Annotated in this window: 11 protein-coding genes; 6 read left to right on the top strand and 5 right to left on the bottom strand. The window is 73.6% G+C overall.

Features of this window, described 5'->3' with window-relative positions:
* Positions 1–91: 91 nt before the first annotated feature.
* The 5 genes from JT723_RS04135 to JT723_RS04155 all read left to right on the top strand — a co-directional run bounded on the left by JT723_RS04135 (position 92) and on the right by JT723_RS04155 (position 5,703).
* Entirely contained in the window at positions 92–3,271 is a 3,180-nt protein-coding gene (locus tag JT723_RS04135; RefSeq protein WP_251513056.1) for an AfsR/SARP family transcriptional regulator, read from the top strand.
* 510 nt (positions 3,272–3,781) lie between these two features.
* Positions 3,782–4,108, top strand: a complete 327-nt coding sequence (locus JT723_RS04140; RefSeq protein ID WP_205042986.1) for an ArsR/SmtB family transcription factor — start codon at positions 3,782–3,784, stop codon at positions 4,106–4,108.
* Positions 4,105–4,614, top strand: a complete 510-nt coding sequence (locus tag JT723_RS04145; RefSeq protein ID WP_205042987.1) for an SRPBCC domain-containing protein — start codon at positions 4,105–4,107, stop codon at positions 4,612–4,614. Before JT723_RS04140 ends, JT723_RS04145 begins: the two co-directional genes overlap by 4 nt.
* A 103-nt stretch (positions 4,615–4,717) precedes the next feature.
* On the top strand, positions 4,718–5,461 hold the full coding sequence (locus JT723_RS04150; RefSeq protein WP_205042988.1) for a COG4280 domain-containing protein: 744 nt from the start codon (positions 4,718–4,720) through the stop codon (positions 5,459–5,461).
* Positions 5,458–5,703 (top strand): hypothetical protein, encoded by a 246-nt coding sequence (locus tag JT723_RS04155; RefSeq protein WP_205042989.1) that lies wholly within the window; start codon positions 5,458–5,460, stop codon positions 5,701–5,703. Before JT723_RS04150 ends, JT723_RS04155 begins: the two co-directional genes overlap by 4 nt.
* A gap of 46 nt (positions 5,704–5,749) precedes the next feature.
* Here JT723_RS04155 and JT723_RS04160 read toward each other — a convergent pair whose 3' ends face one another.
* Positions 5,750–6,586, bottom strand: coding sequence for an SAM-dependent methyltransferase (locus tag JT723_RS04160; protein WP_205042990.1), 837 nt, complete (start codon positions 6,584–6,586; stop codon positions 5,750–5,752).
* 266 nt (positions 6,587–6,852) lie between these two features.
* Between JT723_RS04160 and JT723_RS04165 the strand changes: the two genes are divergently transcribed.
* Positions 6,853–8,625, top strand: a complete 1,773-nt coding sequence (locus JT723_RS04165) for an AfsR/SARP family transcriptional regulator (protein ID WP_205042991.1) — start codon at positions 6,853–6,855, stop codon at positions 8,623–8,625.
* Between the two features lie 407 nt (positions 8,626–9,032).
* Here JT723_RS04165 and JT723_RS04170 read toward each other — a convergent pair whose 3' ends face one another.
* The 4 genes from JT723_RS04170 to JT723_RS04185 all read right to left on the bottom strand — a co-directional run bounded on the left by JT723_RS04170 (position 9,033) and on the right by JT723_RS04185 (position 13,136).
* Positions 9,033–10,061, bottom strand: coding sequence for an NADase-type glycan-binding domain-containing protein (locus JT723_RS04170; protein WP_205042992.1), 1,029 nt, complete (start codon positions 10,059–10,061; stop codon positions 9,033–9,035).
* 119 nt (positions 10,062–10,180) lie between these two features.
* A complete protein-coding gene (locus JT723_RS04175) occupies positions 10,181–10,723 on the bottom strand; it encodes a phage tail protein (protein ID WP_205042993.1) in 543 nt (180 codons plus the stop codon).
* Entirely contained in the window at positions 10,720–12,687 is a 1,968-nt protein-coding gene (locus JT723_RS04180; RefSeq protein ID WP_205042994.1) for a putative baseplate assembly protein, read from the bottom strand. The genes JT723_RS04175 and JT723_RS04180 overlap by 4 nt, the downstream gene beginning before the upstream one ends.
* On the bottom strand, positions 12,687–13,136 hold the full coding sequence (locus tag JT723_RS04185) for a GPW/gp25 family protein (protein WP_205042995.1): 450 nt from the start codon (positions 13,134–13,136) through the stop codon (positions 12,687–12,689). Before JT723_RS04185 ends, JT723_RS04180 begins: the two co-directional genes overlap by 1 nt.

Genomic DNA, 13,136 nt, shown 5'->3' on the forward strand with positions numbered 1-13,136 from the left:
GGTGACCGAGCACATGCACATGTCATGCTCATCATCAGGTACGGGGCCAGCGGGGAGGGGAGCGCTGGTGGAAATCCGGTTACTGGGGCCCGTGTCGTTACGGGTGGACGGCGAGCGCCTGGAACTCGGCTCGCTGAAGGAGCGGGCGGTCCTCGCCGCCCTCGCACTCGACGTGGGGCGACCCGTCGCCCTGCACGCGCTGCTGGCCCGGCTGTGGGACGGCGACCCGCCCCCGCACGCACGGGAGAACGCGCACACCTACATCTCCCGGCTGCGCGGCCGGCTGCGCAGGGCCGGCACCACACCGCACGCCCCGCAGATCACCAGCCGCGCCCACACCTACACCCTCGAAGCCGACCCCGACGCCGTCGACTGGCACCGCTACCAGCGCCTGGTCGGCGTCGCAGCCGCCACCGCCGAGGACGGCCACGCGGCCGAACTCTTCCGGCAGGCCGAGAAGTTGTGGGAGGGCGAGGCCCTCAGTGCCATCCCCGGCCTGTGGGCGGAGACCGCCCGCAGGACGCTCGCCGAGCGCCGCCTCGCGGCCACCGTCGCACGCACCGCCGTCGACCTGCGCCTCGGCCGCTTCCGCGAACTCGTCGCGGAACTCACCGCGTTGACCGCCCAACACCCCGACGACGAGACCCTGCTCGGCCACCTCACGCTCGCCTACTACGGCTGCGGCCGCTACACCGAGGCGCTGCGGGTGTACGAGAAGGCGCGGCGGGTGCTGATGGCCGAGTACGGCGCGCGCCCGGGGCCGGCGCTGCAACGTATCCACCTCGGCGTGCTCAACCACGTGCAGGTGGCCGACCTCGTACGCACCGCCGCCGCTCCCCCCGCCCCGCAGCGGCCGGCAACCCCGGTGCGGGCCACCCGGATCGCCCGCCCCGAGCCCGCGAGGGAGCGCGCCCCGCGGAATCTGCCCAGCCAGCCGCCGCTGATCGGCCGCCACGAAGAACTGCGCCGCCTCACCGACTCCTTCGCCACCGCAGCGAACGGCCCGGTCATCGCCCTGGAGTCCGTCAGCGGCATGGGCGGCGTCGGCAAGACCGCCGTGGCGATCCACACCGCCGCCCAACTCGCCGAGCGCTACCCCGACTCCCAGCTCTACCTGGACCTTCGCGCCCACTCGGCCCTCCAGGAGCCGCTGAGCCCCGCCGAAGCCCTGACCGCCCTGCTGCGCGCGCTCGGCACCCCGTCCGACGGCATCCCCGTCGAGCTGGACGAATTGGCCGAATTATGGCGCTCGATGCTGGCCCGGCGCCGTGCCGTCATCGTCCTGGACGACGTCGTGGACGCCAACCAGGTGCGCCCGCTGCTCCCCCACGACACGTCGTCCCTGGTGCTGCTCACCAGCCGCCGCCACATCACCGGGCTGCCGACCGCCCGCCACGTCCGACTCGACGTGCTGCCGCAGCCGGACGCGATCGCGCTCTTCCGCCGGTTCGCCGGCGAGGAGCGCACCAGGGACCTCACGGCGGTCGGCCGCGTCGTCGACCTGCTCGACCGGCTCCCGCTGGCCCTGGAGTTGATCGCCAGCCGCTTCCAGGCCCACGGCCTGTGGACGCTCGCCACCCTCCAGGACCGCCTGGCCCGGCCCGGGCGCCTCAGCGAAATCCACGACACCGACGACCGTGACCTCACCCGTATCTTCGAACTCACCTATCGCACCCTCACCAAAACACAGCGTCAGGCATTCCGCAGACTCAGCCTCCACCCGGGTCCCGACATCACCGTCCCGGTCGCCGCGGCCGTTCTGGACGTCGCACCCGACGCGGCGGAACGTATTGTCGAAAACCTGCTGGCCAACCATCTTTTGCGCGAGCCGGCTCCCGACCGGGTGATTTTCCATGACCTCCTGCACGAATTCGCCCGCCACCTGACCGCCACCGAGGACGGCGACGATCTCCGCGACCAGATCGCCCTGCGCCTGATCACTTTCTACGTCCAGGCCGTCGACCGCGCCGACCGCATCGCCTTCCCGCGGCGGCTGCGTGATCTTGATGGCCCCGCCAACTACCCTGCGGGCATTCCCACTTGGGCCGACGCGCAGGCCGCCGAAGCCTGGCTGACGAGCGAGCGCGAGAACATCCTCGCCGTCGAACGCTTCGCCGTGGCCCAAGGCCACCCCGACCTCGCCGCCCGACTCGCCTTCAACGTCGCGGGCTTCCTCAACGCCGAGTGCTACTGGCAGCACACCGTGGACGTGCTGCAACGGGCCGTCGCCCGCTGGACAGAACACGGCCCGCACCCGGACCTCTGCGGCGCCCTGCTCGACCTGTCCGACGCGCTGGCCAACACCGGGCAGTACGAAGGCGCGGCCGACGCGGGCCGCCGCGCACTCGACCTCGCCCGCACGACGGGCGACCCCTCCGCCGAGGCGGAGGCCCTCCGCACGGTCGGCGCCCTCCAATGGCACCGCGGCGAGCACGCCGCCGCACTCGACCACTTCCAGCAGGCATTCACCCTGAAAGAGAGCACGGGCGACATCTGGAGCCTGGCCAGGCTCCACAACAACATCGGGGTGTCTTTGCTCTATCTCGGCGACAACGAAAGATCCCAGGCGCATTTTCAGGAAGCCCGCGCCGGATTCACCGCGACCGCCGACGAAAGGCGGGCCGCGGGGGCTCTGGTGAACATCGGTGACTGGCTGTGGCGGACCGGAAGGCTCACCGACGCGCGCGACGCTTTCGCAGAAGCGGCCACATTGCTGGGGAATTCGGGACACCGCCAGGAGCAGGCCATCGCACAGAGCAGCCTCGCCGACGTCCTGACCGAACTCGGGGAGACGGAAACGTCTCTCGAATTGTGCCGGGCCGCGCTGGAGGTATTCCAGTCCCTCGCCGACCGCAAGAGCCAGGCGGACACCCTCATCAGCATGGGCCGGGCGCTCGGCAAGCGGGGCGGGCACGCGGAGGCGATCACCCGCTACTCCGAAGCCCTCCAGGTCGCGCAGGACATCGGCGCCGCCCACCAGGTCGCGGAGGCCCTGCGGGGCCTGGGCGGAGTCGAGTTCGCCGCGGGTCGTCTCGACGCCGCCGCCGAGTACCTGTCCGCCGCCGTGGCGACCGCCACCAGAATTCGCGACCTGGACGAAGTCGTGGAAGCGCAGATGCTTCTGGTGGAAGTCCATCTCGCGTCGGGTGCGCCGCGCACGGCATATGCCCTTCTGCGGCATGCATGGGAGGCGGCACAGTCCCAGGGTCACCGTGAGGCCGCGGCAATCCGGCGCCGCCTGGCGGAACTCAGGGACGGGTCGGCGGACTGACTCCGCAGCTGCCAGGAACCCGGCAGCAGAACGGATTCGCCAGCTTATCGCAGCGTGGCAAGCAGGCACGACGATTTGGCTCGACAGCGATCACACGCTTAAGCTCGTGATCTTATCAGTCGCGCGCAAATTAGGCACTCATGAACATTGCGGACAAGTGCATCAAGGCTGTCGTCGCAGCCGCGATATGCATCGCCTCACTGACCCTCGCCCACCCGGCAACGGCCTCTGCGGCGGAGCCCGCGCCTCCCTCGGGCGCAACCATCTCGCACATGCCGTCAGATAGTCAAATGGCATATGCCACAAGCTCTGCCGCCACCCCGCAGGCGATCCAGACCCTCAGCGACTGGGTCCTGGCGAGCGTCGGGTCGCACGCAGCAATGCCCGCAAAATGCATCATTATGGACCACCCGGCCGGCCAGGCCTTCTTCGTCGAGGAGCCGCCCACCCGTCCGACCGGCAGGTCATATACCTTGACGGACATATAGCCGGAGAGGCATATTGGTGGGCATGAGCACTCCGGCGGCAGCAGACGACCTCATCGCGGTGCTCGCCGAGCCGAGCAGGCGGCGGATACTCGACCTGCTCAAGGACGGTGAGCGGGCGGTCGGGGAGCTGGTCGAGGAGCTGGGGATGAGCCAGCCGGCCGTCTCCAAGCAGTTGCGCGCCCTGCGGGACGCGGGGCTGGTGAGCGTCAGGGTCGACGCGCAGCGGCGGCTGTACCGGATACGGGCGGAGCCGCTGGCCGCGCTCGACGCGTGGCTGGCGCCGTACCGGAGGCTCTGGGAGGCGAGCCTTGACCGGCTCGAACGCCACTTGGAGGAAGGACCGTCATGAACGAGGCCACCAACGGCGGCGAGGCGACCGTCAGTACGCAGGGGCGCCGGCCGGTCGTGCGGCTGGAGAGGGTGCTGGCGCGGCCGCCGGAAGCGGTGTGGCGGGCGATCACCGACCCCGAGGAGCTGAAGGCGTGGTTCCCCTGCGGGGTCATCGCGGACTCGTGGAAGCCGGGGGCCGCGATCAGCTTCCCGTTCGCCGGCGGGCCGACCCTGACCGGGGTCGTGCTGGAGGTCGACGAGCCGCACGTGCTGGCGTACACCTGGGGCGAGGAAACGTTGCGCTTCACGCTGACGCCCGAGCCCGACGGGCGTACGCGGCTGGTGCTCACCGACGAGCTGGACTCGCCCTTCGCCGCCCGCAATGCGGCCGGCTGGCAGGTCTGCCTGGCCCGGCTGACCGGGGACGCGACGGCCGGTGACGCCTGGCAGGAGCACTTCGCCCGCTACACCGCGGCCTTCGAACCGGCCCTCGGGCCGCAGGAAGGCCCGCCCGCCGGGCATTGAGCGTTCCCGCCCGCGGGCGGCCCGTGGCAGACTCGGCGGCGGAAGTCCTACAGGGCTGTAGACGGTGGCGCCGGCAGCGGTGCCGGGACGGAGCCGGGCGCGGGTGAGTGCGTGGGTGCTGTTCGCGACGGTGTTCGTGGCCTGCGCGGTGGAGGCCGTCGAGGCGCTGACCATCGTGCTGGCCGCGGGGACCAGCCGCCGCTGGGGGTCGGCGCTGCAGGGCACGGGCGCCGCGCTGGTGGCGCTCGCCGCGACCGTCGGGGCGCTGGGGCCGGCCATCGGGCTGATCCCGCTGGGGGGGCTGCGGCTGGCGGTCGGCGGGCTGCTGCTGGTCTTCGGGCTGCAGTGGCTGCGCAAGGCGGTGCTGCGGGCCTCGGGGCACAAGGCGCTGCACGACGAGGAGGCCCGTTACGCCCGGCAGGTCGCGGCCGCCGAGGCCGCAGGCCACGGCGGGCGCGGGGTCGTACACGACTGGTACGCCTTCACGCTGTCCTTCAAGGGGGTCTTCCTCGAAGGCCTCGAAGTCGCCTTCATCGTCGTCACGTTCGGCACCAACCAGGGTGACGTGCCGGTCGCGGTGCTGGGCGCGGTCGCGGCGGTCGCGGTGGTCGCGGGCGTCGGCTTCGCGGTGCGCGCGCCGCTGGCGAAGGTGCCGGAGAACACCATGAAGTTCGCCGTCGGCACGATGCTGACCGCCTTCGGCCTGTTCTGGTCGACCGAGGGCACGGGCGCGGACTGGCCCGGCGGTGACGTGGCGCTGCTGGTCATCGTCCCGGCCGTCGCGGCACTGGCGTCGGGCTACGCGGCCCTGCTGCGGCGCGGCGGTACGGCGGGGGCGGCGGCGTGAAGCGGCGCGGTGCGGATACGGATGCGGGTACCGGCGCGGGGCTGATGCGGCGGCTGCGGGGCTTCGGCGCCTTCTGGTACGACTTCGTCGTCGGCGACGACTGGCGGATCGCCCTCGGTGTGGTCCTCGCGCTCGGCACGACCGCCGCACTGGTGGCCGGGGGCGTCGACGCCTGGTGGCTGCCGCCGGCCGCGGTGGTCGTGCTGCTCGCCCTGTCGCTGCACCGCGCCGTCCGGCGCTGAGCGCGCGGTGTCCTCCCCGCTCCGGCGGCGGGGAGGACGTACGGCGTCAGGGCTTGCGGGCCACGCCCGCGTACATGGCCACTTCCGAGTCGTCCACCAGGCCCTCGGTGCCGGGCTCGGGGCGCCAGCGGTGGATCAGGGTGACCCCGGGATCCACCAACTCCAGCCCCTCGAAGAAGGGTTCGACGTCGGCGAGGGTGCTGTCGCGCACCGGCAGGCCGCGCTTGGTGTACTCGGCGGTCACCGTGCCCGCGCGCACCGGGGACGTCTCCGAGGTGACCGTCGTGATCGTCAGCATGCTGCCCGGGGCGAGCCGGTCCAGGTAGCTGCGCACCAGGTCGTACGCCGCCTTCGCGTCCAGCACGAACTGCAGCACCGCGATGACCGAAAGACCGACCGGGCGGGACAGGTCGAGGGTGCCGGTCACCTCGGGGGAGCCCAGGATGGCGTCCGGGTCGCCCATGTCCGCCAGCAGGTAGGAGATCCGGCCCTCGGGGGTGCCGGTCAGACGGGCGGCGGCGTGCGCGAAGACGATCGGGTCCTTGTCGACGTAGACCACCCGGGCCGAAGGCGTCACCGCCTGCACGATCTCGTGCAGGTTCGGCGACGTCGGGATGCCGGTGCCGATGTCGATGAACTGGTCGAGGCCCTGCTCGGCGGCGTAACGGGCCGCCCGGTGCATGAACTTGCGGTTCTCCTGCATCGACGTGCGCAGCTGCGGCCAGCCGTTGAGCATCTGCTCGGCCGCCTCGCGGTCCACGGGGTAGTTGTCCTTGCCTCCCAGGACGTAGTCGTAGACCCGGGCGGAATGGGCGATGCTCGTGTCGATCACCGGCGGTTCGCCGTCCCGCTGCTCGTACGGCCGGATCAGTTCGTCGGACATCCGCGCATCCCTTCGTCGGTTCTGCCACCGCGTCAGAACAGCCTCACGGTACGCGCGTCGGGGGCGCCGCGAGGGGCCGTTTGCGTACAGCCGTACGAGCGGCGCCGCGACGGCCGGGGCCGAAGGTCCGCATACCGTGACAGGGGGACGAACAAGCGGGGCATACCTGGGGATTCGGCTGGCGGGTGACCGCGCGGCTGCCTACAGTGAACACTGATTCTTCACATCCTCTCCGCCCTGGCCCGGGCGCGGGAAGGAGCGCACGCGTGACTCACCGAAGACCAGCGTCGAGCCCCGGCTCGTTACCGGCCCCGCCCCCCGAGGTGCGGGGCCGAGTCGTCGCACACCTCGCGGGAGTACAAGCCGCGCCGCTGGCCCTCCTCGTGGCCCCGGCCGGATACGGCAAGTCGATACTGCTCTCCCAGCACGCCGCCGCCTTCACCGGCCAGGTTCTCACCTGGCGCCCGCACCGGGGCGCCCACGAACCCGCGTCCCTCCTCAACCGCGTCACCCGCCAACTCCTCGGCACCGGGCCGGGCCTCGGCCCCGAGGTCGGCCCGTGGGAGAGCGCCGAGCCCGCCACCGTCGAATCCGTGCTCGCCGCGATCGAGCAGCGGCCCAACCCGGTACTGCTCATCGTGGACGACGCGCACCTCATCCACGGCAGCCCCGTGGAAGCCGCGTTGGAGGAGATGGCCCTCCTCGCACCCGCCAACCTGCGCATCGTCCTCGCCGGGCGGCGCCGCCCCGCCATCAACCTCGCCCGGCACGAACTGTCCGGCGCAGTCGTCCTCACCCCGCGTGAACTCGCCCTGGACGCCGCCGAGATCCAGGAGGTGCTGCGCGCCTCCGCGCCCGACGGCTCAGAACGCGCCGCCGGCGGCGAGGCCGGGCGGGCGGAAGCGCTCGTCCGGCTCACCGAAGGGTGGCCCGTCGCGCTGCGGCTGTGCGCCCAGTCGCCGCGCCGCACCGGGCGCAGCGTCGCCGCACTCGCCGACAGCACGCTCGCGGTCGCCGCCGTACGCGGCTACCTCGACCGGGAAGTCCTCGGCGTCCTCCCCGCCGCGCTCGCCCGCGACTTCGAACGCATCTGCCGCGCCTCGCCCGGGCGTTGGCTGCACGACGACGGCAGCGGTGTGCTCGACGAACTCGACACCGCGTACGGGCTCGTACGCCGCCGCGCCGACGGGCGCTACGACTGCGTGCCGCTGCTGCGCGAACACGTACGGCGGCGGGCCGCGCCCGTACCCGCCGTCGCCCCGGGGCCGACCCTGCTCCCGCCCGACAGCGGGCCGCCGCCCGCACTGCACCTGCGGTGCTTCCGGCGCTTCGAAGCGGCCTTCGGGGAACAGGAGCTGGACTGGAGCGTCACCCGGCCGCGGGTACGGGCGCTCGCCCGGCTGCTCGCCGTGCACGCCGGGCAACCCGTCCACCGGGAACGGCTCATGGCCGCGCTGTGGCCCGAGAGCCCGGAACGCACCGCCTCCCGCGGCCTCCAGGTTGCCCTGTCCGCCCTGCGCACCTTCCTCGAACCCGGCGCCGACCGGGGGCGCACCCGGCTCCTCATCCGCTCGGGCGAGGCCTACATGATCGCGCTGCCGCCCGGGGGCAGTTGCGACGTGCAGCGCTTCGAAGCCGCCGTCACCACGGGCCTGCGGGCCGCCGCGCACGGCGCCGGGGGCGCCGAGCAGGCCGCCGAGTCGCTCGGGCTCGCACTGCGGCTCTACACCGGGGAGTTACTGCCCGAGGACGGGCCCGCCGAGTGGGTCGTGCCACTGCGCGAGCACTACCGCTCGCAGGCGGTGCGGGCGGCGCACACCCTCGCCGAGGTCGAACTCGACCGCGGGCGGCCCGCGGCGGCCGCCGCCGCGGCCAGGGCCGGCCTGGCCGTCGACCCCTTCCAGGACGCGGTCTGGCGCCTCCTGGTCACGGCGCATCGCGCCGCCGGCGATCCGGCGGCAGCGCATCAGGCATCGATGCGGCACGCCCGAGTCCTCGCGGCCTTGGACGTCCCACCCCGCGGCCTGACCGAGGTCTGACCCCCGCCACCCCCTAGGCCGTGTTTTGGAAGTCCCGCCTGCCCCGCGACGCCTGGCACGTCCAAAACACGGCCTAGCCCTTGCCCCTTGCGGTGGGCGATCGCCTTCCCCCGGCGATGGGCCGGTCGCGCCGTTCCGCCCCCAGAGCTCCGCCTGGGGGTACCCCCAGCGCCTCCTGAGGTGGGTGCCACTTGCTGTGGCGTTGCTTTCCTCCGGCCCGCCCGGGCCGGGCGCGCAGTTCCCCGCGCCCCGCCAGGCCCCGCCCCACGCGGTGCATTGCCTACCTGCGGCGCCGTCGTGGCTGGTCGCGGGCAACGCCACGGCACGTGGCAATCGCCCGGGGGCTCGGGGGGCTGAGAGACCGGTCAGGGGCTGAGGTCGGGGGGGAAGGGGACCCTCGGGGAGGGTTAGCGCTTGAAGAACTCGAGCTCGGCTATCGCCACGTGGCGGGTCGGGGAGGGGGCGTAGGCGGACTGGAGGGTGACGCGGATGCGGGTCACGTTGCTCACCGCCAGGTGGAAGGTCTGGGGGCCGGGGGTGTCGGCGAGGTGGATGACGTGGGGGGCGGATCTACCCGCGGAGTCCGTGGTCGTGACGACCACGGACTCGGGCCGGGCCTGCTTGAGGAACTGCTCCTCGACCGGTGAGGCCCCGGGATGGATCACGACGTCGAGCAGCCGGAAGGGCTGGTCGAAGCGCGCGTCGAGGTATTGCCCGGCGGCCGCGCCGCCGGGGGCCGGCGCCCAGTAGCGGTCGGTGGTGCCGTCGACGGCGAGCCCGGCCGCGTGCCCGGGGGCGGCACTGGACGCGGTGACGCTGACCGCGTGGATCTGGGACCCCTTCGCGACCCGGTCGCGGACCTTGTCCGTGGCCCCCCCGATCTGCCCGCGCAAGCCGAACGCGGCGAGCCCGAGCACCACCACGACGGTGGGGACGAGCAGCCGGGGGCGGCGCAGGCGGCGCCACCTGCTGGGGGCGGGGCGGGTGCCCGCGGCGGGGGCGGGGCGGGGGGTGCGGGTGGTGAGGCGGCGCCACCAGGACAGCTGGGGGGCGGCGGGCGCGTCGGCGAGTGACGTACCGCAGCGGCGGCAGAAGCGCCGGGTGGGGACGTTGCCCGCACCGCACTGGCCGCAGACGAGTTCGCCGGGTGCGGGCGGCGGCTCGTCGGGCGGCCGGGGGACGGTACGCGGCGGGGGCGGGGCGGCGGGTCCTGCCTGCGGTTGTACGGGCGCGGCGACCGGCTCCGGCGAAGGTGCGGGGGCGGGCGCGGGCGCGGCCTCGGCCGTGACCGGGGCGGCAACCGGGGGCGGCGCCACCGGGGCCGCGGCAGGCGCCGGGGGCGTGGCCTCGGCCGACCAGTCGAGGTACGCCCCGCAGGACCCGCAGAACTGCTCGCCGCGCTCGCAGCGCTGCCCGCACGCCGTGCATTCGACCACTGGTACGCCCCTTCCCCCACCCGCGCATGCCGCGCCCATCGTCGCGACCGCCCGGGCCGCGCTGCCAGTCACGCCGGGGCAGCCCCCGGGCCACGGCGGGTGCCCTTTCGGGCGGCCGGTCAGCGGGGTCCGAGGACTTCCACGGTGAAGGGCACGTGGGCCGGGCGGTTGCGGGCGACGAGGGCGGTGAGCGCCCGGGCGTCGAGGGCGTCGGGGTCGCCGGTGCGTACCCGTACGGCCAGGTGGGGCGCGGTGTCCTGCGGGAGCGGGGTGAGCGCGGTGGTGGACGCCAGCGCGCTGACGCCGTCGTCCACTTCCGCGGTGACCCCGAAGGCGAGCCGGATCTGTTCGGCGAGCCCGGCGCAGGTGCCGCGGACGGCGTGGCTGCCGGCGGCCCCGGCGACGGCGTCGCGGCCCGCGTCCGCCTCCGCGTCGGCGCCGACCCATGCGGCGAGCAGGGCGACGAAGTCGGCGGGGGCGAGGGCCGGGTCGAGGTAGGCGGGGAGGTTGTCCAGCGTGCACAGCACGGGCGCGAGGACATCGTCCAGGCCCTGGGTGATGCCCTGGACGACGGCGTCGGCCGCGTAGACGGCCGGGAGTTGGCGCCCGAGGGGGTGCCGGGTGGCCAGGCCCGGCAGCAACCGCCGCCCCGCAGCGGTCATGAGGGGTTCACCCGTACCTGGTGGTCGTAGGAGAAGGCGAGGGCGCCCGCCGGCAGGTCGATGCGGTCGACGGGGTCGCCGCGCCTGCCGGTGGCGGGGTCGGCGGGGAAGAGCCGTACGCTCTCGACGAGTTCGACGCCGGGGACCTGCTGGAGGACGGCGAAGACCTCGCCGGCCTGGACGGCGCGGCCGAAGGGCCAGCCGGTGCCGTCGGCGGCGCCGGTGAGCGGGTTGAGGTGTCGGTAGAGGGCGGTGGCGGCGGCCTGCTGGACGAGGGCGGGTGCGGTCGCGGCGGTGGAGCGCAGCGTGGTGACGACGGTGACGCCCTGGTAGAAGGGCGGTTCGACGACCAGCCGGGTACCGATGACGCGCTGCCGGTCGAGCCGGTCGCGCACTCGCTGCACCAGCTCCTCTGAGCACGCGAGCTGTTCGAAGGCCAGCCGCCCGGCTCCGTCGTCCTCGGCCCAGGGCACCAGCAGCACCCGGACGGCGCCGGCTTCCGGTCCCGACTCGGCGGCGACGCAGCGCACCCGGGCGATCTCCGGGGCGGCCTGCCCGGCGAGGTATTCGAAGTCCTCCGCGGTGACGGCCCGTTGCCGGGTGCGCAGGGCGAGTGCCCCGCGCAGCCTGGCGTTGGCGACGTCCTCGCCGTCGACGCCGCCGGTTGCGGCACGGCGGTTGGCGGGCGGGCCGAGGTAGGGGATGGAGCTGCGCAGCACCTTGAGGGCGCCGGGGGCGACGTTGCCGCGCCTGCCGCCGCCGGTGAGGTAGGGCAGGACCCGTACGACGGCGCCTTGCGCCGGCACGGCGCCGTACTGCCGCAGGGTGCCGTCGCTCTGCCGGACGGCGGGGCCGAAGGCGACCTCGCCGGTGCTGCGGTCGAGCCGGAAGTGCCGGTCGTCGGGGCCTGATCCGCCGAAGTGCTCGATCTCGGCCCATGTGGTGACGCCCTGCGGCTCCGACGTCTCGACGGTGAAGGGTTCGCCGCCGGTGACGACGGGTGCGCGGGTGACGGTGAAGGTCTGCCCCGGCACTCCCTCGGAGCGCCCGACGACCTCGGCTGCGGCGCTCTCCGCGTGGGCGGCCGGTGCGGTGCCGCCGATGGTGAAGGCGGTCGCGGCCTGCAGTTGCGGTGTGCCGGAGTAGGGGCGCCGCACACCGTCGGGCGGCAGGACGCCGACCCGCAGCCACCCGGCCCTGCGGCCGCCTTCCGCGGCCTCGATGTGGGTGTCGGGCACGTGGACGAGGATGTCGCCGGGGCGGTTGAAGCCGCCGGTGCCGTCGGACTCGACCTCGCAGGGCGTCCAGCCCTCGGCGGTACGCGCCTCCCACACCAGCGGCGGGTGGTCGGGGTCCACGCCGTGACCCTTGACGGGGAAGTGCAGCCGCAGCGCGACCAGGCAGGACGGCACGGCGGCCGACAGCCCGAACAGCAGGCTGTCGCCGGGCTGCGGCACCTCGGAGAAGCACGGCACACCGCGCCCGCCGGCGAGTTCCGCGGTACGGTCCACGGCCGGCCCGTCCTTGCCCCCGGCGGCGCCGCCTGCGCGTACCGCGAGTGCGTCCAACTGGCACGGAACGATGAGCAGTTCGCGGGTGGTGGAGAAGACCACCGCCTCCTCGGTCGCGGTGCGCCCGGTCGACACCTCGGTGCCCTCGCGCACCGGCACCACCGTGGTCTGCGGCGCCGACAGCCGGAAGGTGATGTCGGTGCGGGCCGCGACCGGCGGGAAGAGCCGCAGCCCGATGAGTTCGAGCAGCGCCACATGGTGCTTGTCCGGCACCCGGTTGAGCCGGTAGATGAGCTGGTCGACCATGTGCGCGAAGGCCTCGATGAGGGTGACGCCCGGGTCGGAGACGTTGTGGTCGGTCCAGGCGGGGTTGCGCTGCTGGACCATCCGCTTGGCTTCGTCCACAAGGTCCTGGAAGCGCCGGTCGTCCAGGTTCGGCTGCGGAAGTGCCATCAGTGCTCACCGCGTTCCTGGTACGGGCCGCCGCCGGCGTCCGCGTCCTGGTCCTCGTGGGAGGGGATCACGTAGAAGGGGAAGACAAGGTTGCGCGGGTCGTTGGTGCCGCGCACCGAGTAGCGGATGTCGATGTAGAGCTTGCCGAGGTCGCCGGTGTCGAAGCTCACCGCGACCTCGGCGAGTTCGATGCGCGGCTCCCAGCGCTCCAGCGACATCCGCACCTCGTAGGCGAGTTGGCCCGCGGTGGCGGCGTCGGCGGGCGCGAAGACGTAGTCGTGGATGGCGCAGCCGAACAGCGGGCGCATGGGGCGCTCGCCGGGTGCGGTGGCCAGGATGAGCCGGATGCTCTCCTCGATCTCGCGCCGCCCGGTGACCAGTGCGACCGCGCCGGTCTGGTCGGTGCGCGCGGGGAACGCCCAGCCCGCGCCGATGAACTCCGCTCCCAC

The organism is Actinacidiphila bryophytorum (assembly GCF_016916835.1).
In the GTDB taxonomy this organism is placed as follows: Bacteria; Actinomycetota; Actinomycetes; order Streptomycetales; family Streptomycetaceae; genus Actinacidiphila; species Actinacidiphila bryophytorum.